We start from the raw sequence: 23,954 nt of genomic DNA on the forward strand, positions 1-23,954 counted from the left end.
ATCACATCGCGCGAGGCGGCACGCCGGCGGGCTGACCGAGGCCCGGCGGCACCTTGTGCCAGGCACGGCCGGACAGCATTTGCTGAACGCCGTAGGCATAGAGCGCCTGCATATAGGCCTGGTCGAACTCGCCCTTCTTGGGATACGTGAAGTCCGAGCCCATATAGGCCAGGCTGTAATCGACGCCGTCCCGCTTCGTGACGAAATAGGTGCGGATCACATCGTTGTAGCCGCTCGCGGCCAGCATTGTGTTGATGGCACGGCCGGCAATAGAGATGGTGCGGCGCTCGGCCATTGCATAGTCGGGATCGAGACGGGCGTTGCGGATGACATAGGCATGCCGCTCGCGCTTCAATCCCGAGCCCACGATGTCTATGGATGGCGGATAGAGGAAGAGCTGCGCGATGGCGCCGCCATCGACGTGCATCTCCTGGTATCTCTTGCCATCCAGCTCGACGTCGAGCATCACCGGCTCGAAGGCGCCGGGGATTGCCGCTGACGCACGCAGGATCTTGCGCACGAGTTCCAGTGCCCCGGGCTTCCCGCTCGCAGCGATGGCACCGATGTTCCAGATCACCGGACGCTGCGCATCCAGATCGGTCGTGCCGATCATCAGCAGCCGGCCCTTTCGATACTCCGCGGCAATGGCATCCAGGAGCGACTGGTCGGCATATTTGGCGATGACGGAGGCCAGCGGCGAAGTGTCGGCCATGGCGTCGTTGAACAGGGCCGCCGACAGGCCGCGGGCGATATAGACTCGCTCCGGCGTCATGGTCGTATAGACCTCGCGCAACTGGGCATCGTAGGCCGATCCGAGAAAGGCGAAAGGAGCGATCAGCGCACCGGTGCTCACGCCGGTCACCATCTTGAACTGCGGCCGGTTGCCGAGCTCGGTCCAGCCATTGATCAGACCGGCCCCGAAGGCACCGTTGTCGCCGCCGCCCGAAACCGCCAGGAAGTATGCTGGCGGCAAGGGCCGGATCGGCCTGCCCTCGGCCTGCAGCGTCGCGACCTCGCGCTGCACCGCGGCTGTGCCCTCTTCGATCATCGGTTTGGGATCGGCATCGGCGTAGAAACGCGCGTTTGGAATGCCGAGAGGCTGGGCGCGCGTAGTGTCGACGCGAGGTACGGCCGGATCGCGTGAGGGAATCGAGCAGCCGGCGACGAAGACGCCTGTCATCACGGCCAATAGTGGCAGATAGCGCATCATAGCTGGATCTCCGTGAGCTACTTCGAGGACTGCGCGCCGGGCTGGTTTGACCCGTACATGTAGCTGCGGATCTTCCAGCCCGCCTGATCGCGGCGGAACACGACAAGCTCATCGAAGGAGTTGGTCGTCTCGGTACCCGAAGACAGTATCTTGACCCGGCCTTTCGAGGTCGAGCGCAGCCAAGCCATGTCGCCTACAACTTCAGTTTCCTGGATCGAGAAGGCAAGGTCTACCTTGAGAGCCGCGAAGATCTCTCCATAGGCCGCCTTCAAGGCCTCGCGACCTACAGCCGCCGGCATGTCCTCGCGCATGAAGACACCGTTGGGCGTATAGAGCGCGACCAGCGCGTCGACATTGCCCGACCGTAGCGCGGCGGCGTAGCGGTCCATGACCACCACGAGTTGCGCCGGATCGGCAGGTCCCTGGGCCATCGCGCCGCCGGACCCGACGGCCGCAAGTGCAGTAACGGCAAAGAGCGAGCGGCGGGTCGACATGGCGGCGGTTCTCCGGGGCTGAAAATCGGGAACACTGGCAAGCCAACAGACGCACAACCGGCGCTCCCCGTCCGACATGGTAGAGCCCGCGATTACCGACGCCAACAGATCAGCGCCCAAACTTTTCTCGCCAGCTCGGCGCAGCGCCGAGTGTCTCGGCATTGTAAACACCACGTGCCACCGCCCGGGCGAGGCAGTCGGCCGCCAGCGTGCCGAGTTCGGACAAGGCCAGTGCATCGTGGCCGAGATCATGCCGGCCAGTCGCGACAGCAAAGACCGTGTCGCCGTCTTGTGGCGTATGGACGGGACGGATCGCGCGGACCAGCCCGTCCTGCGCCATGACCGCCAGCCGCCTGGCCGACGCCTTGTCCAGGCGCGCGTTGGTCGCGACGACGGCGATGGTCGTATTGGCGCGAGGATCGCGGCGGGCGACATCGGCGGGATCGCAGATGAGATCGGCACGGTCGTGCGGCACCGCCAGACCGAGGCCACGCCCCGGTGGCGGCAGACCGCCGAACTCCTTGCCCTGCTCCAGCGGCCACGCCCAGAACTGCGCCATGTCGCCCATGGTCGTGTAGCCCCGGGCATTGACGGCCACGAGGGCGCCGACCTGGAGGCCGCTCGCCGGGTCGACCGCCGAGGCGCTACCGAGGCCGCCCTTGAGATTTCCGGCCTTGGCACCAAGCCCGGCACCGGCATTGCCGAGCGCGAAGTCCCGCGCCGCGCGGCCGGTCGCGTCATAGGCAAGCTCGCGATAGGGCGGCCAGTCCCAGCGCTTGTCGCCGCCGTTCAGCAGATCGAACAGAATTGCCGTCGGCACGATGGGAACCACGACGTCGGCTACGGCCAGACCGCGGCCACGCTCGCGCAGCCAGCGCATCACACCGTCGGCCGAGGAGAGCCCATAGGCGGAGCCGCCGGAAAGACAGACCGCATCGACCCGGTCGACCATGCAAGAAGGATCGAGCAGGTCGGTTTCGCGGGTACCCGGCGCGCCACCCCGAACATCGACCGACGCCATCGCCGGCGTCTCGCAGAGAACGACGCTGACGCCCGAGCGAAGCCTGTGATCTTCGGCGTTGCCGACCAGGATGCCGTCGACGTCGGTGATCAGGTTGCGAGGGCCGTGGCGCAACATCGGATCAGTCCAGTTGCAGAACCATCGCCTTGAGATAGGCCGTCTCGGGCAGGCTGGGATGCACCGGATGGTCGAGCGCCGCGCCCGAGCTGCGCAGGATACGCCCGCTGCGCTCGGCATCGCGCAGGCCGCGACGCACCTGTTCGGCAAACAGCGGCGGGTCGACGAGATGCGAGCAGGAAGCCACGAAGAAGAAGCCACCCTTGGCGACCAGCGGCGCGGCCAGCCGCACCAGCTTTCGATATCCTTGGGCCCCGGTCTTGAGGTCCTTGCGGCTTTTCACGAAGGCCGGCGGATCGCAGATCACGACGTCGAAGCCGCGGCTCTTCTGCTTCTCCAGCGCCTCGAAGGCCTCCGCCTTCTCGAAGCCCACGATCTTGTCGACGCCGTTCAGCACTGCGGCCTGTCGCGCCGCATCCAGCGCAGGTTGCGAGCGGTCCAGGCAGATCACCGACTTGGCGCCGCGATGCGCCGCCAACACACCGAAGCCGCCGGAATAGCTGTAGACGTCGATGACCTTGGCATCCTTGGCGAGACCCGCCATGAACCGCCTGTTGTCGCGCTGGTCGTAGAACCAGCCGGTCTTCTGGCCGCCCGACAGGTCGGCGACGAACCGCGCGTCGTTCTCGATGAGTTCGACGCTGCCGGCCTCGCCCTTGGCCACCACGACCTCGCGCTTCAGGCCTTCGAGTTCACGCACCGGCGAATCGTTCTTGAGCACGATCGTCTTGGGCGAGAATTCTGCTTCCAGCGCTTCGAGGAGGATCGGCGTCAGCGCCTCCATGCCGGCGCTGTTCACCTGCACGACGAAGGCGTCGCCGAAGCGGTCGACGATCAGCCCGGGCAGGCCATCGGCCTCGGCGTGGATCAGCCGGTAGTAGGGAACGCCCACCAGCCGGTCGCGCAGCGCCGCGGCCTGCGCCAGCCGGCGGCCGATGAACAGCGCATCGACCGTGGCCTCGGGATTGGCGCTGAGCACGCGGGCAGCGATCAGCGAATGCGGATTGAAGGTGACCAGCCCCAGCGCCTCACCACCCGGCGCCCGTAAGGTGGCGAGCGAGCCCGGCGGCAGCGCCTTGGTCTCGGCATCCATGAAGATCTCGTTCGAGAAGGCCCAGGGATGGCCGGCGCGGACGCGGCGATCCTCGCCGGACCGGAGCAGTACGGTAGGAAGCTTCTTGGCCACTTTGACTGTTCTCCGCCTATTCGCCTTTGGCGACGCCATCGCGCCGCGGGTCCGCGGCGCCTTCCCAGCCCTCCGCCGTGCGGCGGATGGCGGAGAGTCCACCTTCGTGAGGGCGGACTTGTACTTCATGGCCCAGCGCGCGCAAGGCGTCCGCCTGCGCCGGCACTGCCGTTCCCTCCTCCAGCTCGGTCGCGCCATTGAGGTTGAGCACCCGCGGCAAGGCCAGGGCCGCCTGGGGCGACAGGTTCCAGTCGAGCAATCCGATCGTGGCCTGCAAAGTGTCACCGATGATGCGCGAACCGCCGGCCGAGCCCAGCGCCGCGACCAGCTTGCCGTCCCGGTCGAGAACGAAGGTCGGCGACATCGACGAACGCGGCCGCTTGCCGGGTTGCACGCGGTTGGCGACCGGCTTGCCGTTCAGCTCCGGCCGCGGCGAGAAATCGGTAAGTTCGTTGTTCAGCAGGACGCCGCGTACCATGATCTGCGCCCCGAACGGCGCCTCGATGGTGGTCGTAAAGCTGACGGCATTGCCCCAGCGGTCGACGATGCTGATGTGGCTGGTGCCGCGCTCGACATAGCCCGGGGGCACGCCCGGCGAGACCTTGCCCATGCTGCGGTCCGGCGACATCAGCTTGCGGCGCTCCGAGAGATAGACAGGCGACAGCATGCCGGCCACCGGCACGTCGACGAAGGCCGGATCGCCGACATAGCGGTCGCGGTCGGCGAAGGCGAGCCGGCTCGCCTCGGCGATGAGATGGATGGCGCGCAGGTCGGTGGGCTTGTCATGCCAGATCTCGAACGGCTCGAGCAGACCCAGGATCTGCAGGATCGCGATGCCGCCCGAGGAGGGGGGCGGCATGCTGCAGATTTTCCAGACGCGATAGGGACCGCACACGGCCTCGCGCTTGATCGGCCGGTAGTCCGCGAGATCGGTCACGGAGAGCGTGCCGGGCCGGCGATGGCGCTGCACCCGCTCGACCATCTCGGCCGCCATCGCCCCCTGATAGAACGCGCGCGGCCCCTGCTCGGCGATCAGGCGCATCGTTTCGGCAAGCTCGGGATTGGCGATGCGCTCGCCGAGCTTCTTGGGCGAGCCGTCGGCATTATAGTAGAGTGTACGAATGGCCGGCTCTTCGCGCAGCGACGAAATGCGGGCGAGCCAGGCGGCGAGCCGCGGCGGGATCGCGAACCCATCACGTGCCACGGCAATCGCCGGCACGAACAGGTCGGACCAGGCGAGCTTGCCGCGCTCCTTGTGAGCAAGCTCCAGCATCGCCAGCAGGCCGGGAACACCCACCGAGATTCCGGAAGCGATGGCTTCGCGGAAGCCCAGCGGCTTGCCCTCGGTATCGAGGAACATCGACGGGGTGGCGCCTGCCGGCGCCGTCTCACGGCCGTCGTAGACCGTGATGGCCTGCGTGCCGGCGTCGTAGTGCAGCAGGAACCCGCCGCCACCGATGCCCGAGGCCTGCGGCTCGACGACGCCCAGAACCATCTGGACGGCAATCGCGGCATCGACGGCAGAGCCGCCGCGCCGCAGCACTTCCAGCCCGGCCTCGACCGCCAGCGGATGGGCCGCCGCGACCATCGTCTGCGGTGCCGCAAAGCTCACCGACGCGCGACAGGCCGCCAGCAGCAGAAGCAGGGCGGCGCCCAGCAGACGAACGGCCTTCACGCGCGGCGCGCCACGATGAAGAGCCGGCGGAACGGAAAGATCGTGATGCCGTCGGGCCGCGTCGGATACGCCTTGGCGGTCAGGTTGGCATAGGTCTCGTAGAAGGCCGTACGCTCCGGCTCCTGCAGCAATTCGAGATAGGGCCGCAGTCCCGTCGACGACGTGTATTGCGCCACCGGATCCTTGCCCGTGAGCGGCTGCTGATAGATCGTCTCCCAGACCTCCAGTTCGGCGCTGAGCGGCTTCAGGACGTCGTAGTAGTCCGCCGGCTCGCGCACCCGCGCAATGGGGCGGACCTTGGCAAGCTTGTCGCGCCAGGGACCCGCTTCGGCCGCCGTCTTCATCAGCGCGTGCGAGGGGGCTTCATGGTTGCGCGGCATCTGGATCGCAAGCTGGCCGCCCGACGGCAGCAGCTTCATGAGGCCCGGAAACATATCGATATGGCTGTCGAGCCATTGATAGGCCGCGTTGCTGTAGAGGATGCCCGGCCGCCGGTCGGGCTTGAAGGCGGCGAGATCGCCCTTGGCGAAAGTGATGCGCGGATCCGCCGTCTGTGTTCGCGCCTTGGCGAGCATGTCCTCCGACGAATCGATGCCGACGATGGGCGCTCCGGGGAAGCGTTCCGCCAGGATGCGCGAGATATTGCCTGCGCCGCAGCCCAGATCGTAGATCGCGTGTCCCGGCCGTGCGCCGTTCGCGGGATCGAGCCGCCCCATCAGGTCGAGGGCCGGTCGCGTTCGATGGTCGGCGAACTTCAGATAGAGATTGGCATCCCACTTGGTCGACTGGTCGATGGACTTTGCGTCGTTCACGTCACTTCTCCTCGAACGCCGCATCGACCGGCACGCGGTAGGCCGTCGCGATCTTGTTGCCCTTCTGCGCCGCCAGCACGACCGCCATGAACTCGCCGAACATCTCGTCGGTCATGCCCTTCTGCCGCGCCATGTAGCCATGCGAGTTGATGCAGTAGTCGCACTGGTTGGCGATGCTGACGGCGAGATAGATCATCTCCTTGGTCAGCGCATCGAGCTTGCCCGGCGCCATCACCTCGCGCATTTCCCTGGCGAAGCGTTCCATCGTATCGGGATGGCGCGCCAGCGCCTTCCAGACATTGTTGATGTTCGCCGGATCGCTGCCGCGTGCCTTCGCGATCTCCTCGACGACGGCCTTGGCCCGAGGGTTCATGTCCTTGTACTCGGTCAACTTCGCCACGGATCGCTCCACCACAAATGAAAAGGGCCGGCATGACGCCGGCCCCCATCATGGCGCTTTCGCACCGATTGTCAGTACATATGCTGGCCGCCGTTGATCGAGAGCGTCGAGCCGGTGATGAAACCGGCATCGTCGGCGATCAGGAACATCACGCCGCGGCCGATCTCCTCGGCCTTGCCGAGACGCCCCACCGGGATCTTGGCCACGATCTTCTCCAGCACGTTGGCCGGAACTGCAGAGACCATGTCGGTGTCGGTGTAGCCCGGTGCGATTGCATTCACGGTGATGCCCTTGGAGGCGCCTTCCTGGGCCAGCGCCTTGGTGAAGCCGTGGATGCCGGACTTCGCCGCGGCATAGTTCACCTGGCCGTACTGGCCGCCCTGGCCGTTGATCGAGCCGATGTTGACGATGCGCCCGAAGCCGCGCGTGTTCATGCCTTCCCACACCGCCTTGCACATGTTGAAGCAGGAGCCGAGGTTGGTGTCGATCACCGCATCCCACATGTCGCGCGTCAGGCGGCGCATCGTGGAGTCGCGCGTGATGCCGGCATTGTTGACGAGAACGTCGACCGGCCCGAGATCCTTCTCGATCTGGCCGACGACGGACTGGCAGGCCGCAAAGTCGCCGACGTCGAACTTGTAGACGTTGATGCCGGTTTCGGCCTTGAACTTGTTGGCCGCCTCGTCGTTGCCCGCATAGGTGGCGGCGACCTTATAGCCCTTGTCCTTGAGCATTCGGGAGATGGCGGCGCCTATGCCACGCGTTCCGCCCGTCACGACCGCTACACGCTCAGCCATTGTTTCCTCCCTTGCTGTTGGCAAACACACTCTAGCCGGTTCTCCCCCGTCCCGGGCAAGCGGCAGGTCGCGATATATCCTCGACGATTGAATTGATGTCCGAAGGCGGATAGAGGGCCACGCGCTGCCGACCATAAAACGGCAACCATGAAGCCTTTCACTGCCCTGCTCGGCGTCTCCGCCGGAACCCACGCAGCAGATCAACTTGCGTTGGCGACGCTGCCTCTTACGGCTACTCTCATCCTGGGTGCGGGACCGGATGTTCTCGGTCTGCTCGTGGCTGCCCAAAGTGCTGCGTGGTTACTGGTCTCGCTGCCGGCGGGCGCCTGGATCGATCGCCTGCCGCGCCGCCGATTGCTGATCGTCGCATTGGGTCTGGGGCTTCTGGCCTCTATCACTGCAGTAGTCGCCGCCGCGACCGGCGTTGCCGCCCTGCTCGGCATGGCCGCCTTTGCCGGTGCATCGGGGACGGTCGTCTTCGTCCTGACGTCGGTCTCCTTGCTGCCGAGTCTCGTGCCTTCGGGCGACCTGCCCCGCTCGAACGCGCGGCTGGAATTGACGCGCGCCGTGGTGAGCCTGGCCGCGCCGTTCGTGGCGGGCCTGCTGGCCCAGCATCTGACGCCGACCTGGGGGTATGTATTGGCCGCTTTCGGCGCCGCCCTTGCCCTTGTCTGCGCCCTCGCCCTGCCGAAAGGCGTCGCACCGAACAACCCGGCCAACCGCCCCTCGTTCATCCAGTCCATCCGGGCCGGCGCCGAGTTCGTCGCGCGCCACGAGCTGCTGCGCGGCATCAGCCTCTGCGCCATCTGCTGGAACTTCGCCTTCTTCGCCCTGCTCGCCATCTGGGCGCCGCTGGCGCTGGGCCCCCTGCATCTCGACCCCGCCCATATGGGCCTGGCGCAGTCGGCTTACGGCGCGGGCTTGATCCTGGGTGCCCTGGTCGCGCCGGTCTCGTCGCGCCAGTTACCGCCCTTCGCCACGCTGATCTTCGGACCGGCCGTCTCGGTGATCGCGGCAATATGCTTCCTGATGGCCCCGTCAGGCGGCGGCTTCGTGATGTCGGCGATTGGCCATTTCCTGGTCGGGTTCGGCCCCATCCTGTGGTTGATCTGCCAGACTACGGTGCGCCAGCTCGTGACGCCGGCCCCGCTGATGGGCCGAGTCAACGCGACGGTGCAAACCGCCATCTACGGCGTGCGCCCTCTGGGTGCCCTGGCAGGCGGCCTGGTGGCGGCCCAGGCCGGCTTGCAGAGCGCCCTGATCCTGATTGCCGCGGCCTTTGCGCTTTCCACCCTCGTCATCGTGCTGTCACCGCTTGCCCGTTTGAGAACCATGCCGGCTGCCGCTTGACCCGAAGCCGCGGCCGTCGGACCTTGCGGCCGGAGGTCGTTGCATGAAGACGTTGTTGTGCGCCATTGTCGTGGCTCTGTCGGTGGCCGCCTGCGAGCAGGGCGGTTTGACTTCATACCAGCAGGCCTACGGGACGAACTTTCCCGGACCGAAGGACGGCATGGCCGCGGTCTATCTCGTGCGCGGCGCTGCGCCGCCCGACGCCCCGCCAATTCCGATCTCGGAAGGGCGGCAAGCCGTTGGCAGCCTGACGGGTTCGAGCTGGATGCGCCTCGATGCAGTGCCGAACCCACTCGACCTCAGGGCTTACGGCAGCCAGGACAGCACAGAACTCATCATCACCGTCGTCGCCGGCGAGACCTATTTCCTGGTCGCGGAGCCCGTGGGCACCACCAACGCGAAGCTCATGACGATCTCGTGGGACGAAGGTCGTCGCCTCGTCCGCCAGGGCCAGCAGGTTCCCAGCAACTACGCCCCGGCCAACTACAACTGAACCGGTTCACCAAATGAAAACGCCCGAAGGGAAACCTTCGGGCGTTTTTCTATGGACCAAGGGCCCTGTTTCAGTCGCGCTGGACGCACATGGCGATGCCCATGCCGCCACCGATGCAGAGCGTGGCGAGGCCCTTCTTGGCGTCGCGCTTCTGCATCTCGTAGAGCAGCGTGGTGAGCACGCGGGCGCCGGACGCGCCGATCGGATGGCCGAGCGCGATGGCGCCGCCGTTGACGTTCAGCTTCTCCGGATCGAGGCCGAGCTGCTTGCCGACCGCGACGGCCTGCGCCGCGAAGGCTTCGTTGGCTTCGACGAGGTCGAGGTCCTTCACCGTCCATCCGGCCTTCTTCAGCGCTTCCTGCGACGCGGTGACCGGCCCGATGCCCATGATCGCCGGATCGACGCCGGTGGTCGCCCAGGACACGATCTTGGCGAGCGGCTTGACGCCGCGCTTCTTGGCTTCGTCGGCGCTCATCAGCACCAGCGCGGCCGCACCATCGTTGATGCCCGAGGCATTGCCGGCCGTGACCGAGCCGCCTTCCTTGGTGAAGGCCGGGCGTAGCTTGGCCAGCGCCTCGACCGTCGTGCCATGACGGGGGAACTCGTCCGTATCCACCACCACTTCGCCCTTGCGGGTCTTCACGGTGACCGGAACGATCTCGTCCTTGAAGCGGCCGGCCTTCTGCGCCGCCTCGGCCTTGTTCTGCGACGAAGCAGCGAACGCATCCTGCTCGGCGCGGGTGATCTGGAACTTCTGCGCGACGTTCTCGGCAGTGTTGCCCATGTGATAGCCATGGAAGGCATCCCACAGGCCGTCCTTCAGCATTGTGTCGACCAGCTTCAGCTCACCCATCTTGGTGCCGTCGCGCATATGCGCGGCGTGCGGCGCCTGGCTCATGCTCTCCTGGCCGCCGACCACCATGATGTTGGCATCGCCGTTACGGATCGCCTGCCAGCCGAAGGCGACGGCGCGCAGACCCGAGCCGCAGAGCTGGTTGATGCCGAGCGCGGTCTTGTCGACCGGGATGCCGGCGTTGACTGCCGCCTGACGCGCCGGGTTCTGGCCCTGACCAGCGCCCAGAATCTGGCCCATGATGACTTCGTCGACTTCCTCGGGCTTCACCTTGGCGCGCTCAAGCGCCCCCTTGATGGCGACCTTGCCGAGATCGTGCGCAGGTACGGCGCCGAAGGCTCCGTTGAACGATCCGACGGGCGTGCGCGCAGCGCTCGCGATGACAATTTCAGTGCTCATAGAGTCCTCCTTGGGGCCGCCCTGGCGATATTTATAGGCTTGCCGTGCGACCGGGCAAAGCCCCCTGCCCCGCCACCGGCAGAGGCTTCATACCGAACAGCGGCCTCACCCAGCTCCACGGACGCACTAGCCCTGCATAAACAAGCCCGGTCCCCAGGAAAGTCGCCAGCACGGTCAGGATGAACGCAGCCAGCGAAGGAACGCCTGCGGTCAGCAGCCAGTAGACGGCGATCACCGCAACTGTCTGATGGATCAGATAGAATGGATAGACGGCCTCGGTCGCCTCGGCGAGGAAGGCGGGCCGTCGCGTGAGATAGCGATGGCCAAACCCCAGGATGGCGAACAGCCAGGCCATGGTGTTGAGCGCCGACAGAAGCGCGTAGGCGGATCTCACTTCAGCTGCGATGACAGGCCGAACCTCGCCCTTGATGAACACCAGGTACAGGCAGGCATAAGCGGCGACGCCAACCGCGAGCGAGAGATAGCGCTGACGTTGCAGCGCCATGAGCAGGGGCGGCGACGCGAACAGGAACGCACCGTAGAGAAGCAACGTGCCGTAGTAAGCAAGTCCATACCAGTCGCCGATCAGTCCGTTCGTATTGTACGAGATCGGTGCCAGCCACAGGGTCGCCGCCGCGAGCGGAAGCACCATCGCCCATTGCAGACCCGTACGCGCAACAAAGCGGCCAGCCGCGTCCTGCATCGCCTGCCCCGAGGCGCTACGTGCCCACAGGAAGTACGGCAGCAGGACGATCGCGAGCACCAGCACATAGGCCACGAACCAGAGATGATGCCAACTGGTGTTGCCGCCCGGATAGACGCCCTCGAACGCATGCGGCAGCCACTCCAGGAACGATCCGGTGAACTGCCCGCGATAAAGCCGCTCCAGATAGACCTGCGGCGGCACGAGGACGAGCATGCCGAAGACGAGAGGTAGCAACAGGCGCTTCAGGCGATCCCTGACGAAGGCGTTCGGCGTCCGCGTGCCCAGCGCCAGCACGATGGCCGCGCCCGAGACCATGAAGATCAGGGGCATGCGCCAGCGATTGAGAAAGCGCATCGCCTCGCGCAGCCAGGTGAGGCTGTCGGCACTGGTGACGTGCCAGCTCCATCCCGACCACGCCATGCCGGCGTGGTAGAAAATGAGGAGACTGAAGGCGAGGACGCGCAGCCAGTCGAGATCGGCGCGCCGTGCCGCAAAGACCGCGTTGGGCATGATGGCCTCTCCCGCATCAGATACGGCGGCTGAAACCGTCGGCGCTCCACTCTTCGCTGCCCACGCCGTGATGCACGAAGAAGAGACCCTCGGGATCGTACTTCTGCTTCACCGCACGCAGCCGCGCATAGTTGGCGCCCCAGAAGGCCTGCTGCCAGTTCTCCTCGAAGTAGTTGGACTCCGAGACATAGGCTCCAGGTTCGGGCACCAGCCTGCGCAACTCGCCCATGGCGGCGGCTACGTTGCGAGCAGCTGCATGCGCCTTGGCAAGATCGGGTTCATGACCGGCAATGCCCGGAAAGGCCGGCGGCCCTTCGGCAGCAGAGATGGCCAGCGCAAAGGCCTCGACGGCGGCCGGATTGGTTGCCGTATCACGCGCCGCGGCAATCTCTTCGGGCGGCGCGCCCGCCAGGCCCTTGTTGAAGTGCAGCGACATCTGCCAATGCCGCGAGCTTGCGAACAGCGCATCGACGAGCTGGCCGCGATGCTGGTCGTCGAGCAGCGATGCCGGCATCCAGGTCGACTGATAGGCGTGCAGGAACCAGCCGGCCTCGCCGAGATTACTGCTCCAGAAGATGTTGTCGGCCGACGCGCCGGGGCGATCGTCGTTCAGCACCAGATGCGGTGCGTTGTTCTTCAGGAATGCCGGATCCCACAGGTACTTCGCGGGAAGCGCCACGATGACGGATGGTTCGCTCCACGCATAGTCGCCGCCTTGAGCCGCGATCCAGGACAGGAACGGGTGCCACACCGCCGTCGCGGCATCTTGGTCGAGACCCTCGAAGACCATGCTGATGGCCATCGTATTGTCGCGACGGAAGCGGACCTGCTCGCCCCAGTGCGGATTGAACAGGCTTTCGCGATAGAAGCCCATGAAGCGATCGATCAGCCGCCGGAATGCGGCGTCGGAACTGGCCTTCACGCTGCCGAAGGTGGCGCCGACAACCTGCGGCAGCGAACGTGCGCGCAGGGTGAGCCGCGTGACGATGCCCAGACTTCCGCCGCCGCCGCCCTTCAGGCCCCAGAAGAGATCGGGATTGGTGCAGGCGTTGGCGATGCGCACCGAGCCGTCGGCGGTCACGATCTCGGCTTCGAGCAGGCCCGCCGCGGCCAGACCAAAGCGCTTGGAGAAGCTGCCGAAGCCGCCGCTCTGGATGAGACCCGCGACGCCGACCGTGAGACAGCCGCCGCCTTGCACGTAGTGGCCGGCCCTGGCGGCGGCGCTGTAGGCACGCAGCCATACCGCCCCTGCCCCGATCGACAGGGCCGGCTGGGGCGGCGTGTTGCAGCCCTGGGGCACGAAGGAGTCCTGAAACGCGACGCCGTTCAGATGACGCGTCCAGACGAGCAGCGAGTCGGGCGCGCAGGAGGTGCCCTGATAGCTGTGACCGCCGCCCTTCACGACGAGGCGCAGGCGATGCTCGCGGGCGAAGTTCACGGCTGCGGCGACATCCTGGGCATTGCGGGCAGCGACGCAGTAGGCGCTGGGCGAGGACGTCCACGCATCGGCCCAGCCGCTGGTCTGGGTCAGCCCCGGCGTATCCCCGATGTACCAGGGGTTCTTCAGGCGCTTGAACAGGGTTTCGCATTCGGGGCTCGCCGGCGTGGCGCGGCAGACCTCGAGAGGCGACTGCACCCGGGAGAGCTGGCCACCCACCCGGCCGTTGAGTTCTTCCCATTGCGCCGATGACGGCCAAGCGGGGTCGCCGGGGCGGTTGCGCCGGAAAGGGGTTCCTTGAGCATAGGCGGTCGACATCAGCGGCAGCCCTCCAGCGAGCTTGAACAGGTGGCGTCGGTTCATGACGGGCCTCCGGGAAGATCAGAGCGGACGCTGGCCTTCTACTCATCAACCTCTTGATATTGCTTGAAATTGTGACAAGCGGCGAGCCAAGTGGGACGACCGGCGACGGCACCGGGACGATCGGTCAGGTGCGAACCGGCACTAGCGCCTCGAAGCGCTGGCGATAGCGGCGGCTGAGGTTCACCTCGGCCCCGTCCTGCAGGCGGATCCGCCAGTCGCCGCTGACCCAGGGGGTCACCTCGACGATGCGCGCGACATTGACCAGGTGAGATTTGTGCACCCGCACGAACCGTTTCGGATCGAGCTCGCTTTCGAGCTTGGTAAGCGACGACCGGATCTCCAGGGTCTCGCCGCCGACATGGAGGACGGCGTAGTTGCCGGCGGCCTCGACCCAGTCGATGTCCGCCACATCGACCATGATCTCCTTGCCGCGACGACGCACGGCGAAGCGCTCGGGTAGACGCGCATCGGCATGGGGCGGCACGGCAGCAGCCGGCTGGGCTTCCGTCGGGGCGGGGGCCGGCCGCCGTCCGAACAGATAGCGAAGCCCGAGAACGCCGCCGCTCAGCATGCCGTAGGAAAACACATCCTTGGCGAATTCGTAGGCGAGCCGCTCGAAGGTCAGCGGGAAGCTATAGGCCTCGCCCAGGATGCCGCTGAACCACAGGAGGCGAAGCGCCGCCATCCCGAGCGTATGCACGATGCTGAAGGGGACGACGGCCAGAACGTGGATTGCGACGTTGCGCAGCCCGCCCATGATCGGCCACCGCCGATGCAGCCAATAGAGGACGGGCACCAGGGCGCCGACGACAATGTGGCTGGCTACTTCGATGGCAAAGACGTGGTCGAAGGCGACAGGGTGGCCGCGCCACGCCATATCGGCGCCCCCGACATAGGTGCGGGTGACGATCGATACGACGAAGATGGCCGTCCAGACCGCCGGTACACGCCAGTCGAAGGGTCTTTCCTCCGCCGTCATCTACGCTGCTTTGCGGGGATGTTGCTCAGCCACTCCAGCAACGGCGTCCAGCAGAGATCGCGCGCTCGGCTGCTGACAACCATGCCGATATGGCCCAGTGGCAGGTCGAGCCGCGTGGCGTTGCGAAGCCCTTTCACCGGATCAGCCAGCGCCGCCGCCGACAGAGGCGGCACGATTCGGTCTCCCGACGGAATCATGACCAGCGACGGCACGTTGATCTTCGACGGCACGATGCGCCGGCCGTTGACGACCCACTTGCCGGCGCCCGGCGTGTTCTCGCCATACCAGCCGATCAGGCATTCGCGCGCCGTCGGCCCGGCAAGCGGGGCGCCGTCGTTCAACCAGTCCTCTAGCAGCACGAATTCCCGTGCCGAATCGCCCTGCTGGTCCATGCCGAGGAAGCGGCCGAACTTCTTCACCGCCAGCCAGGGATCGAGCGACCAGAACAGCGTCTGCAGGATGTCGACCGGCAGTTCGCCGACCTTGTCGGCCACCTGGGCCAGCAGCGGGCCGCTGGCCACCAGAAAGGCCTGCCCGGTGCGGTCGGCATGGAAGTCCCAGGGCGCCGCGAGCAAGGCGAGGCCTGCGACACGCCGTGGCTGGCGCGCGGCAAGTGCCACCGCGAGCGTGCCACCCATGCAGTAGCCCATCACCGCCGGCGCCCGACGCGCCCGTTTAGCGAGAAAGGCGATCGCCCGCTCCAGGCGCGCGACGTAGGCCGCCGTGTCGAAGCAGCGCTCCTCGGCATTGGGCGTACCCCAATCGACGAGGTATGGCCGCAGCCCCCTCGCGGCCATAGCGCGCAACAGGCTCTTCTCCGCCGTGAGGTCGAGCACTTCCCAGCGGTTGATCAGCGACGGCACGACCAGAACCGCCCGTGCCCCCCGGACCCGTGCCGCGCGATGCGTGGCGCCATAGTCGAGCAGACGCGTGTTGCCCTCGCTCCATGCGGCCGGCGGATTCTCCAGAGTGCGATGAACGTGGTGACGTCGATAAGCCAGCACGCCGTCGGCCAGCCGCTCCATGCGCCGGCCGATTTCGCGTTTCAGCGCCTCTTCGAATTTGCCTGCGCCGGCGCGCGCTTCGAGGGCCGCGATCTCCGGCAGCAACCTCGCGATGGCTTCAGGCGCGGGCGAGCCGGGATTCGAGCTCGGCGACCCGGGCTTCCAGAGCCTCAAGGCGCTTTCGGAGCTCGCCCACGTCATCAGCGCCGTTCCCAGATGCAGCGGCAGCGGTCGGGGTCCCAGTCGGGGTTGAGGGCGGCTGCCAACCTGATGTCCCTGCATGAGTTGCTCCCTGGGCCGCTTGCATTGCCGAGGCGACCTGCGTGTTCGCGGCCGCGAACAGGCGGGCGATCTGCTCCGTCACCGCCTGGTCGGAAGACAATCCGGCAAGCTGGGTCTGCCAAAGATCGAGGTAGCGGCGGGCCAGCTTGTCCAGTTCGGCACTGGTATCCGCGGCGCGACCAGCAGTCTTTTCGTCGTTCTCAGAGGCCATGGCCGCACTATAGCCGATCGCACCCGAACGTCGCGTGAAGGCTGTATTCGCAGACGCAAAGCTCGCCTTGTCGCACTGCGGCATCGGCGTTAAGGTGGCCGATCCGAAGTAAACGGGCGTTCACGGCGCGCGGGGGCTAGAGGAGCGAAGCGTAATGGCCGATCAGGCAATACCCGAGGGCGGACCGAAGCCGGCGCCTGTGGTCATCAAGAAGTACGCGAACCGGCGCCTCTACAATACGGCGACATCGGCATACGTGACGCTCGATCACCTGTCGCAGATGGTGAAGGACAAGACCGACTTCGTGGTCTACGACGCCAAGACCGGCGACGACATCACGCGCTCGGTCCTGACCCAGATCATCTTCGAAGAAGAGAACAAGGGTGGGCAGACGCTGCTGCCGATCCCCTTCCTGCGCCAGCTCATCTCCTTCTACGGCGACAGCCTGCAAGGCGTCGTGCCGCAGTATCTCGAAATGTCGATGACGCAGTTCGCCCGCAATCAGGAACAGATGCGGCACTACATGCAGAACGCCTTCGGCTTCAACCCGTTCCAGCAGTTCGAATCGATGGGCAAGCAGAACATGGCGATGTTCGAGCAAGCCATGCGCATGTTCAACCCGTTCGGCACAGCCCCCAACGGCCAGGCGATGCCGAAGCCGCCAGCAGCCGCCAACGGGCAGGAGCCCGCGAAGCCAGATGCGGCAGCGCCGTCCAACGACACGGCGATCGACGACCTGAAGCGCAAGCTCGACGAGTTGCAGGCCCAGCTCTCGGAGCTCGGCAAGAAGTCCTGACGACACCATGGCTGTGGCGACCTCATCGATGGCCCGGCGCGTGATGTCGCCCTGTATCGGCATCTGCAAACTGGATCAGAAGAGCGGCTTCTGCATCGGCTGCAAGCGCACGATCGAGGAGATCGGCCGTTGGGCCATGCTCCAGGATCCCGAGCGCCAAGCCATCCTCGACAAGATTCCGGGCCGTAAACTCTAGATCATGCGTTCAGATACCTATCGGGAATTCGCTCGCGACGAATGGGCGTCGCTGCGCGCCCACACGCCCCTCACGCTCTCCCTCGACGAGCTGATTGCGCTGCGCGGCATCAACGACAGCGTCTCGCTCGAGGAGATTGCCGACGTCTACCTGCCGCTGACTCGCCTGCTCAACCTGCATGTCCGGGCGGCGCGCAACCTCAACAGCGTCGCCGACACCTTCCTCGGCAAGCCGGTCGGCGCGCGGACCTATGTGATTGCCATCGCCGGCAGCGTGGCCGTGGGCAAGAGCACCTTCGCGCGCGTCCTGCGGGCGCTGATGGCGCAGTGGCCCGATCATCCGAGGGTCGATCTCGTCACGACCGACGGCTTCCTGCACCCCAACCGCCAGCTCGAAGAAGAGAAGCTGATGCGGCGCAAGGGCTTCCCGGAAAGCTACAACACCCGCGAGATGGTACAGTTCCTGGCCGACGTGAAGGCCGGCCACGCGGAAGTGCGCGCGCCTGTCTATTCGTTCCAGACCTACGACATCGTGCCGGGCGAGTGGCAGACCGTGCGGCGGCCCGACGTGCTGATCTTCGAGGGCCTGAACGTCCTGCAGCCCGGCCTCGCCGGTGGCCGACCGGCTTCGGTCATCCTGTCGGACTTCTTCGATTTCTCGATCTATCTCGACGCCGAAATCGCGGACCTTCAGTCCTGGTACCTCGCCCGCTTCCAGTTCCTGCAGCGCACGGCGTTTCAGAAGCCGGCCTCCTACTTCCATCACTACAAGGACCTTTCGCCGGAAGAGACGCGCGAAGTCGGCCGCCGCCTCTGGGCGGAGATCAACGAAGTGAACCTGCGCGAGAACATCCTGCCGACGCGCGAACGCGCCGACGTGATCCTGCGCAAAAGGGCCGACCATTCGATCGGCCAGGTGTCGCTGCGCCAGCTCTGAGGTCGAGCGGCTGGCGCTACCGTCCCTTGAAGACTGGCTTGCGTTTCTCGCGGAAGGCCGAGGTGCCCTCGACATAGTCTTCGGTCAGGCCGGTCAGCACATTCTGATCGGCATCCATATGGGCGCCGAGATCGTCGAGCGCATGGGCAAGGCGGTTGACCGTGCTCTTGGTCATCCGGACGGGAATCGGTGGCTGACGGGCGATGCGCTCGGCGAATTCCATCGAGGCGGCGAGCGCCTGGCCATCGTCGACGACCTTCTCGACCAGCCCCCAGTCCAGCGCCTCCGCGGCACCGATGCGGTCGGAGGCCAGGATCACCGCCTGCTTGGTACGGGCCGGGCCCATCAGCGCCAACATGCGCGGGATCGAGCCCCAGCTCATGTTCATGCCGAGCTCGATCTCCGGGATGCGGAAATGGGCAGAGCGGCCGCAGGTACGAAAGTCGAGCGACACGACCAGCGCGGCGCCGCCGCCGACGCAATGGCCCTCGATGGCCGCGATGGTGACCTGGTCCATGTCCTGCCAGGCCCGGCACATTTTGGGGCCGAGCCGCTGCTTGTGTAGGCGCTCGCCGACAGACAATGCATCGCGCGCGCGTCCCTCGGGATCCTTGAGATCGAAGCCGGCACAGAAAGCCTTGGCGGTGCCGGTGAGGATGACGACCGACGTTTCGAGATCGTCCTCGAAGTCGCGCGGCACGTCGCGCAGCTCGCGCATCGCCTGCTGGCTCATGGCATTGATGTTGTCGCCACGGTCAAACCGCACGACCGCTATGCGGCCCTGCGGCCCCAACCCCTTCTCGATCTTCACGAACTGGCGAATCGTCACGGTCGTTCCTCCGGTGTTCCGCCGAACGTACCGCCTCGCCTTTACAAGTGCGAGTTGCTTCGATTGACTGCGTCTCATGTCGAAATCGATTGGTTCCATTGCTCTCGAACGCCGCGTCGACGCGCTGTTCGCCCGTTACACCGCGCCCGGTTCACCCGGCGCCGTCGTTGCCGTCATGCAGGGCGGCGAAGTCGTGCTCAGCAAAGGCTATGGCCTGGCGAGCATCGAACTCGGCGTGCCGATCACACCCGCGACCCGCTTCCGCATCGCTTCGGTCAGCAAGCAGTTCACGGTATCCGCGGCGTTGATGCTGGCGGCCGAGGGCAAGCTCGACCTCAAGGCCCCGCCGCACAAGTATTTGCGCGAGCTGGCGCCGCTGCCGGTGACGATCGACCAGATGATGCGCAACTGCAGCGGCCTGCCGGACTTCCTCGAACTGCTGCGGCTGGGCGGCCATGGCCTCGACAAGCCGGCGCGGCCCGAAGATCTCTACGCTGCCTGCGGGCGCAACCGGCATCTCAACTTCACGCCGAACAGCCGCTTCCTCTACAGCAACACCAACTTCCTGTTGCTTGGGCTGATCGTCGAGCGGCTGTCGAAGATGAAGCTGGGCGATTTCCTGGCGGAGCGCATTTTCAAGCCGCTGGGCATGAACTCGACCCAGCTCGCCGCCGGCATCGACACCGTGATCCCGGGTCTCGCCACCGGCTATCTGGGCGATGCCGCGAACGGCTTTCGCCGTGCCGCGCATGCCTATCCGCAGGGTGGCGAAGGCGGCCTCACCTCCACCGTCGAGGACCTGCTGATCTGGAGCCGGCATTTCGACCAGCCGACGCTTTCCCCCAAGACTCTGCCCTCGCAGCTTACGGCGGTGTCGCCGCTCACCGGCAAGCACACCAACAGGTATCGCCGCGGCGTGCAGGCCGACGACCTGCGCGGCCTCGCCACGATCGGCCATGGCGGCCTGTGGCCGGGCTTCCGCACCGAGTTCCTGCGCGTGCCCGATGCCGGGCTCACCGTCGTGGTGATCGCCAATCTCGGCAGCATCGACCCGTGGCGGCAGGCGCGTGCCATCGCGACCCTCGCACTGGAGGGCAATAAGAAGCTGAAGCCGGCGCCCGCGCCCGTCACGGAGGCCGAGATCAAGCCGTTGGCCGGCACCTGGTTCAACGCCCAGGAACCGTCGATGTTCGACCTGGCCTGGCAGAACGGCGAAGCCACGGTCACGCAGAATGGCCTGCCCTTCGTCCTCGGCCGGCGTGCCGACGGATGGCTGGCGGCCGAACGCGGCTCGTTCGAATTCGCCCTGAAGCCCGGCGCCAAGGGTACGGTGCGGGTCGATCTCGGCGCTGGCCGCGTGATGACCTTCGCCAAGCTGGGACGGCGCAAGGCCGCCCCCGCAGCGCTCGCCGGCACCTATGTGTCAGCCGACAGCGGCGCCGTCTGGCGGATCGAACGCAAGGGCGACACCTGGGAGATGTTCGTCGGCGGCCCGCTGATCGCAGGCGGCGCGCCGTGGACGGTCCAGGGGATCGACGACGAGACGGTCGAAGTCGCGAGCCCGGCCGGGAGCTGGATCAATGTCACCCAGCTCGCCCACATCGTCCGTGATCGCAAAGGCAAGATCACGGCGCTGGAAGTCTCGACCGGCCGCATCAAGAAGATGCGGTTCGACCGACAGGACTGATTTCAGCGAAACGGGATCGCGTACAACAGGCCGCCGTTGGTCCACAGCGCGTTCTGGCCACGCTCCAGCTTCAGCGGCGTGGCCGGACCGACATGGCGGTCGTAGCTCTCGCCGTAGTTCCCGACCTGCTTGATGACGTTGTACATCCACTTCTCGTCGACGCCGACGGCCTTGCCGAAGCCTGGCGTGACGCCGAGGAAGCGCTTGATCGAGGGATCGTCGCTCTTCAGCATTTCGTCGACGTTCTTGGAGGTGATGCCCATCTCCTCGGCCTCGATCATGCCCATCAGGACCCACTTCACGAGGTCGAACCACTGGTCGTCGCCCTGGCGCACGATCGGACCCAGCGGCTCCTTGGAGATGCGCTCCGGCAGGATCGTATGTTCGCCCTTACCGGCAAGCTGGCCGGCGCGAACGGCGGCGAGGCCCGAGGCGTCGGTCGTGTAGGCGTCGCAGCGGCCGGCGGCATAGGCCTGCAACAGCTCGTCGAGCTTCTCGATCAGCACCGGCTTGAAGGTCATCTTGCTCTTGCGAAAATAGTCCGCGAGATTGAGCTCGGTCGTCGTGCCCGGCTGGACGCAGATCGTGGCGCCGTTCAGTTCCTTGGCGATCTTGATGCCGCTCTTGGCCGGCACGATAAAGCCCTGGCCGTCGTAGAAATTGACGCCCGCGATGTTGAAGCCGAGCGACGTGTCGCGCAGCAGGGTTTGCGTCGCGTTGCGGGTGATGACGTCGACCTCGCCCGACTGCAGGGCGACGAAGCGCTGCTGGGCGGTGGTCGGCGTGAACTTCACCTTCTCGGCGTCGCCGAACATGGCCGCCGCAATTGCCTTGCAGAGATCGACGTCGAGGCCGGTCCACTTGCCCTGGCTGTCGGCGAAGGAGAAGCCCGCCAGGCCGGTATTGACCGCGCACTGGACGAAGCCCTTGGCCTTGACGGCATCGAAGGTCTGGCCGGCCGACGCCGGCATCGCCGCAGCGACCGAAAGGACCGCCACCGCGGTGAGACGTTTAAGAAACATTTGCTGAGCCCCTACCCTATTCATGTCGCGCTCACTCTAGCAAAAGCAGAGCCGATTCATCACCGGCCATTCTTGCCTCTAGAGGAGTTCGGCGATCATACGGGCCGCCTGCTGGGCACCATCGGCCTCCACGGGCGCGAAGGCCGCCGATGATCGCAACGCGGCAATCATCGCATCGGCGATGATGTCGGGCGTCGCGGTTTCATAGTCCATGCGCCCGCCGGCGCCATAGCGGTCGAGGCGATGGGCGACATGGAAGTTCTGTTCAAAGTGATTCTTGAGCGGAAAGTAGACGAACGGAGTTCCTGCCGCGGTCAATTCCATGCAGGTCGTGAGGCCACCCTGTACGAGTGCCAGATCGCAGGCTGCGAGATGGCGATCGAGATCGGACACAAACGCACGCACTTCGACGCCCAGCGGCGCGACGAGCGAGCGCGGATCGATGCGAGGCCCCGTCACCACGACCATGCGCAACTCCGGCAGCCTGCGCCGGACGATCGGATAGCTCTGCAGGATCCGGCGGATCAAGGGGAGGCCGACGCTCGAACCGCCGACGGTGACAATGCAGACCCGTTCGTCGGATCGGTAGCCAAGCTTCTGGCGCAGCTCCGCACGGCTGCCCCAAGTCTGGGGATGTTCGCCCATGATGTAGCCGGAGAAATCGAAGTGGCGGGAGATCCAGTCACCCATCCCGGGCAGGTCCTTGCCGAAGGATCGCGGCAGGATGTCGAGGGGGCCGCCGACGAAGATCGCGCGGTCGCGCACGCCGGGACAGTTTTCGACATGGGCGATCATCTCGGCGTTGTAGTCGGTCGTGAGGAATTCTTCCGCCGCGCCGCCTGACGGCATCGGCACGAAGCCCACGAAATCGGTGAGCCAGGCAAGCTTCGCCTTCTTGAGTTCCGGGTGTTCGTGCCAGTAGTGGTCGACGTCCCAAGCTTCGTCGGCGATTACCAGATCGTAGCCGCCCTCGTCGATTGCCTCCTGGAAGGTCATGAAGTTGGCGATCAAGACCTCATCCATGCGGCGCAACGCCTGGAAGCAGTGCAGGTCATGCTCGCCCGCCTCCAGCTCGATGTGCTGCGATTCACTGACCAGTCGGGAGCTCGAGGGATGGAGCCGTTCGCCCGCGGCGTCGAGCAGGCGCGAGACAGGATCCTGCGCCAGCCAGTCGACCTGCAGGCCAGGATGCAACAACCGCAACTGCCGTGCGATGGCGATGTCGCGCCTTCCATGCCCCAGGCCGATTGGTGAGGAGAGATAGAGCACCTTCTTGCCGCGACGAGGCGGTGCCACCTTCCACGTCGACGTGGCGGCAGGAAGCCGGCGGTTCAGAAAATCGGCAATGAGGACGTTGGCTTTCGCGGGAATGCGGCCGAGCGGATTGTGGCCGCCACGCGGGATGGTCACGAGCTCTGCGCCCGTGACCGAAGCCACGGCCTGCGCGCGGGCGTAGGGTTGGATCCGATCGTCGTCGCCATGGATCATCAGGACGGGACAGCGGATGTTGCGATACATCGCTTCGCTGATGTCGAAGGACGGCATCATCGGGCGGGCTTCCACCGTTTTGGCGAGCACGTCGCCAGTGGTCTCGCAGGCCCAACCCACAGCATCCTCGATCTGCTTGGTCGAGTGAGGTTCGGAAAAGATGTTGCGGACGAAAAACTCGGCAAAGTCCGGATAGGAAGCCATCCAGTAATCGCGGTTGAACTTGCCCCAGCCGTCGACGGCTTCCCTCTTGCTCAGGAAATTCTCGATCGTCGTGTCGGGATGACTCGGCCCGATGCTGGCCGATGTGCCCACCAGCACTGCCGCCCTCACCCGTTCGGGATGATAAGCCGCAAGGACGCAAGCGAGCATGCCGCCGAAGGAAAGCCCGACCAGAATCGCGCTGGCTGTAGCGGTGGCATCCATGACGGCAAGCGTGTCGGCGGCGTAATTCTCCAGACTGTAGGCCGCAACGTCCTGCGGCCGGTCGGACTTTCCATTGCCGCGACCGTCGTAGGTGATGCAGCGGTAGCGCGTACTGAAGTAGGGAAGCTGCGCTTTGTAGACGCGGGAATGGACGATGCTCCAGGGCGGCACGAAGAGCAGGGTTTCCGCCCCCCCTCCGTAAACTTCGTAAGCGATCCGTACGCCGTCTCGCACGACGACTCCGGTCTCGTCGGGCAGCCTGGCGCGCATTGCA

At 65.9% G+C, this 23,954-nt stretch carries 23 protein-coding genes; 6 read left to right on the forward strand and 17 right to left on the reverse strand.

Translation table 11 applies throughout. The features are described 5' to 3' along the window. Window position 1 precedes the first annotated feature (1 nt). From BN60_RS22770 to phbB, 8 genes are all read right to left on the reverse strand, one after another. Complete coding sequence (locus BN60_RS22770) at window positions 2-1,210, reverse strand: patatin-like phospholipase family protein (RefSeq protein ID WP_020698471.1); 1,209 nt, start codon at window positions 1,208-1,210, stop codon at window positions 2-4. Window positions 1,211-1,227: 17 nt separating this feature from the next. After that, window positions 1,228-1,704, reverse strand: coding sequence for a YybH family protein (locus BN60_RS22775; protein WP_020698472.1), 477 nt, complete (start codon window positions 1,702-1,704; stop codon window positions 1,228-1,230). A 109-nt stretch (window positions 1,705-1,813) separates the two neighbouring features. Further along, the gene (locus tag BN60_RS22780) at window positions 1,814-2,842 is read right to left on the reverse strand and encodes a P1 family peptidase (protein ID WP_020698473.1); all 1,029 of its coding nucleotides are present in this window, start codon (window positions 2,840-2,842) and stop codon (window positions 1,814-1,816) included. 4 nt (window positions 2,843-2,846) lie between these two features. Beyond that, window positions 2,847-4,028, reverse strand: coding sequence for a class I SAM-dependent rRNA methyltransferase (locus BN60_RS22785; protein WP_020698474.1), 1,182 nt, complete (start codon window positions 4,026-4,028; stop codon window positions 2,847-2,849). A gap of 16 nt (window positions 4,029-4,044) precedes the next feature. Further along, window positions 4,045-5,703 carry a gamma-glutamyltransferase gene (ggt, locus tag BN60_RS22790; protein ID WP_020698475.1) on the reverse strand — a complete coding sequence of 553 codons (1,659 nt, stop codon included), beginning with the start codon at window positions 5,701-5,703 and terminating at the stop codon, window positions 4,045-4,047. Continuing rightward, window positions 5,700-6,515 carry a methyltransferase domain-containing protein gene (locus tag BN60_RS22795; RefSeq protein WP_020698476.1) on the reverse strand — a complete coding sequence of 272 codons (816 nt, stop codon included), beginning with the start codon at window positions 6,513-6,515 and terminating at the stop codon, window positions 5,700-5,702. The genes ggt and BN60_RS22795 overlap by 4 nt, the downstream gene beginning before the upstream one ends. 1 nt (window position 6,516) lies before the next feature. Continuing rightward, a complete protein-coding gene (locus tag BN60_RS22800) occupies window positions 6,517-6,915 on the reverse strand; it encodes a carboxymuconolactone decarboxylase family protein (RefSeq protein ID WP_020698477.1) in 399 nt (132 codons plus the stop codon). Window positions 6,916-6,986: 71 nt separating this feature from the next. After that, window positions 6,987-7,712: an acetoacetyl-CoA reductase gene (gene phbB / locus BN60_RS22805; RefSeq protein ID WP_043284256.1), complete on the reverse strand. Its 726-nt coding sequence runs from the start codon at window positions 7,710-7,712 to the stop codon at window positions 6,987-6,989. A 147-nt stretch (window positions 7,713-7,859) separates the two neighbouring features. Between phbB and BN60_RS22810 the strand changes: the two genes are divergently transcribed. Together BN60_RS22810 and BN60_RS22815 are read left to right on the forward strand one after the other, a co-directional pair. Next, window positions 7,860-9,062, forward strand: coding sequence for an MFS transporter (locus BN60_RS22810; RefSeq protein WP_020698479.1), 1,203 nt, complete (start codon window positions 7,860-7,862; stop codon window positions 9,060-9,062). Between the two features lie 43 nt (window positions 9,063-9,105). Beyond that, window positions 9,106-9,555 carry a hypothetical protein gene (locus tag BN60_RS22815; protein WP_020698480.1) on the forward strand — a complete coding sequence of 150 codons (450 nt, stop codon included), beginning with the start codon at window positions 9,106-9,108 and terminating at the stop codon, window positions 9,553-9,555. A gap of 70 nt (window positions 9,556-9,625) precedes the next feature. On the opposite strand, the gene BN60_RS22820 is transcribed toward BN60_RS22815, so the two are convergent. The 6 genes from BN60_RS22820 to BN60_RS31065 form a co-directional block, all read right to left on the reverse strand. Then, complete coding sequence (locus BN60_RS22820; RefSeq protein ID WP_020698481.1) at window positions 9,626-10,807, reverse strand: acetyl-CoA C-acetyltransferase; 1,182 nt, start codon at window positions 10,805-10,807, stop codon at window positions 9,626-9,628. Between the two features lie 31 nt (window positions 10,808-10,838). Then, window positions 10,839-12,023 carry an acyltransferase family protein gene (locus BN60_RS22825; RefSeq protein ID WP_020698482.1) on the reverse strand — a complete coding sequence of 395 codons (1,185 nt, stop codon included), beginning with the start codon at window positions 12,021-12,023 and terminating at the stop codon, window positions 10,839-10,841. A gap of 16 nt (window positions 12,024-12,039) precedes the next feature. Beyond that, window positions 12,040-13,824: an FAD-binding oxidoreductase gene (locus tag BN60_RS22830; RefSeq protein WP_020698483.1), complete on the reverse strand. Its 1,785-nt coding sequence runs from the start codon at window positions 13,822-13,824 to the stop codon at window positions 12,040-12,042. A gap of 124 nt (window positions 13,825-13,948) precedes the next feature. Continuing rightward, window positions 13,949-14,803, reverse strand: coding sequence for a LytR/AlgR family response regulator transcription factor (locus BN60_RS22835; RefSeq protein ID WP_020698484.1), 855 nt, complete (start codon window positions 14,801-14,803; stop codon window positions 13,949-13,951). Next, a complete protein-coding gene (locus BN60_RS22840; protein WP_215905933.1) occupies window positions 14,800-15,981 on the reverse strand; it encodes an alpha/beta fold hydrolase in 1,182 nt (393 codons plus the stop codon). The genes BN60_RS22835 and BN60_RS22840 overlap by 4 nt, the downstream gene beginning before the upstream one ends. Further along, on the reverse strand, window positions 15,926-16,300 hold the full coding sequence (locus BN60_RS31065; RefSeq protein ID WP_177324857.1) for a hypothetical protein: 375 nt from the start codon (window positions 16,298-16,300) through the stop codon (window positions 15,926-15,928). Before BN60_RS31065 ends, BN60_RS22840 begins: the two co-directional genes overlap by 56 nt. 154 nt (window positions 16,301-16,454) lie before the next feature. On the opposite strand from BN60_RS31065, the gene phaR reads away from it, so the two are divergent. The 3 genes from phaR to coaA are packed head-to-tail and all read left to right on the forward strand — an operon-like array spanning window position 16,455 to window position 18,228. Continuing rightward, the gene (gene phaR / locus BN60_RS22850; RefSeq protein WP_020698487.1) at window positions 16,455-17,096 is read left to right on the forward strand and encodes a polyhydroxyalkanoate synthesis repressor PhaR; all 642 of its coding nucleotides are present in this window, start codon (window positions 16,455-16,457) and stop codon (window positions 17,094-17,096) included. Between the two features lie 28 nt (window positions 17,097-17,124). After that, window positions 17,125-17,292 (forward strand): DUF1289 domain-containing protein, encoded by a 168-nt coding sequence (locus tag BN60_RS30000; RefSeq protein WP_020698488.1) that lies wholly within the window; start codon window positions 17,125-17,127, stop codon window positions 17,290-17,292. A 3-nt stretch (window positions 17,293-17,295) separates the two neighbouring features. After that, the gene (coaA, locus tag BN60_RS22855; RefSeq protein ID WP_020698489.1) at window positions 17,296-18,228 is read left to right on the forward strand and encodes a type I pantothenate kinase; all 933 of its coding nucleotides are present in this window, start codon (window positions 17,296-17,298) and stop codon (window positions 18,226-18,228) included. 16 nt (window positions 18,229-18,244) lie between these two features. On the opposite strand, the gene BN60_RS22860 is transcribed toward coaA, so the two are convergent. Beyond that, window positions 18,245-19,051, reverse strand: a complete 807-nt coding sequence (locus BN60_RS22860) for an enoyl-CoA hydratase/isomerase family protein (protein ID WP_043286526.1) — start codon at window positions 19,049-19,051, stop codon at window positions 18,245-18,247. Between the two features lie 82 nt (window positions 19,052-19,133). Here BN60_RS22860 and BN60_RS22865 point away from each other — a divergent pair, with 82 nt between their 5' ends. Beyond that, complete coding sequence (locus tag BN60_RS22865; RefSeq protein WP_020698491.1) at window positions 19,134-20,744, forward strand: serine hydrolase domain-containing protein; 1,611 nt, start codon at window positions 19,134-19,136, stop codon at window positions 20,742-20,744. Window positions 20,745-20,746: 2 nt separating this feature from the next. Here BN60_RS22865 and BN60_RS22870 read toward each other — a convergent pair whose 3' ends face one another. Continuing rightward, window positions 20,747-21,766 (reverse strand): amino acid ABC transporter substrate-binding protein, encoded by a 1,020-nt coding sequence (locus BN60_RS22870; protein ID WP_020698492.1) that lies wholly within the window; start codon window positions 21,764-21,766, stop codon window positions 20,747-20,749. Window positions 21,767-21,844: 78 nt separating this feature from the next. Continuing rightward, a complete protein-coding gene (locus BN60_RS22875; protein WP_020698493.1) occupies window positions 21,845-23,950 on the reverse strand; it encodes an alpha/beta hydrolase in 2,106 nt (701 codons plus the stop codon). Window positions 23,951-23,954: the final 4 nt, after the last annotated feature.

The organism is Reyranella massiliensis 521, from assembly GCF_000312425.1.
GTDB classification, from domain to species: domain Bacteria; phylum Pseudomonadota; class Alphaproteobacteria; order Reyranellales; family Reyranellaceae; genus Reyranella; species Reyranella massiliensis.

What these genes read in the sequence shown, in the direction of transcription:
- BN60_RS22770 (WP_020698471.1), bottom strand. Translation starts at nt 1,210, where the DNA reads ATGATGCGCTATCTGCCACTATTGGCCGTGATGACAGGCGTCTTCGTC.
- BN60_RS22775 (WP_020698472.1), bottom strand. Translation starts at nt 1,704, where the DNA reads ATGTCGACCCGCCGCTCGCTCTTTGCCGTTACTGCACTTGCGGCCGTC.
- BN60_RS22780 (WP_020698473.1), bottom strand. Translation starts at nt 2,842, where the DNA reads ATGTTGCGCCACGGCCCTCGCAACCTGATCACCGACGTCGACGGCATC.
- phbB (WP_043284256.1), bottom strand. Translation starts at nt 7,712, where the DNA reads ATGGCTGAGCGTGTAGCGGTCGTGACGGGCGGAACGCGTGGCATAGGC.
- BN60_RS22810 (WP_020698479.1), top strand. Translation starts at nt 7,860, where the DNA reads ATGAAGCCTTTCACTGCCCTGCTCGGCGTCTCCGCCGGAACCCACGCA.
- BN60_RS22815 (WP_020698480.1), top strand. Translation starts at nt 9,106, where the DNA reads ATGAAGACGTTGTTGTGCGCCATTGTCGTGGCTCTGTCGGTGGCCGCC.
- BN60_RS22820 (WP_020698481.1), bottom strand. Translation starts at nt 10,807, where the DNA reads ATGAGCACTGAAATTGTCATCGCGAGCGCTGCGCGCACGCCCGTCGGA.
- BN60_RS22825 (WP_020698482.1), bottom strand. Translation starts at nt 12,023, where the DNA reads ATGCCCAACGCGGTCTTTGCGGCACGGCGCGCCGATCTCGACTGGCTG.
- BN60_RS22830 (WP_020698483.1), bottom strand. Translation starts at nt 13,824, where the DNA reads ATGAACCGACGCCACCTGTTCAAGCTCGCTGGAGGGCTGCCGCTGATG.
- BN60_RS22835 (WP_020698484.1), bottom strand. Translation starts at nt 14,803, where the DNA reads ATGACGGCGGAGGAAAGACCCTTCGACTGGCGTGTACCGGCGGTCTGG.
- BN60_RS31065 (WP_177324857.1), bottom strand. Translation starts at nt 16,300, where the DNA reads ATGGCCTCTGAGAACGACGAAAAGACTGCTGGTCGCGCCGCGGATACC.
- phaR (WP_020698487.1), top strand. Translation starts at nt 16,455, where the DNA reads ATGGCCGATCAGGCAATACCCGAGGGCGGACCGAAGCCGGCGCCTGTG.
- BN60_RS30000 (WP_020698488.1), top strand. Translation starts at nt 17,125, where the DNA reads ATGGCCCGGCGCGTGATGTCGCCCTGTATCGGCATCTGCAAACTGGAT.
- coaA (WP_020698489.1), top strand. Translation starts at nt 17,296, where the DNA reads ATGCGTTCAGATACCTATCGGGAATTCGCTCGCGACGAATGGGCGTCG.
- BN60_RS22865 (WP_020698491.1), top strand. Translation starts at nt 19,134, where the DNA reads ATGTCGAAATCGATTGGTTCCATTGCTCTCGAACGCCGCGTCGACGCG.
- BN60_RS22870 (WP_020698492.1), bottom strand. Translation starts at nt 21,766, where the DNA reads ATGTTTCTTAAACGTCTCACCGCGGTGGCGGTCCTTTCGGTCGCTGCG.
- BN60_RS22875 (WP_020698493.1), bottom strand. Translation starts at nt 23,950, where the DNA reads ATGCGCGCCAGGCTGCCCGACGAGACCGGAGTCGTCGTGCGAGACGGC.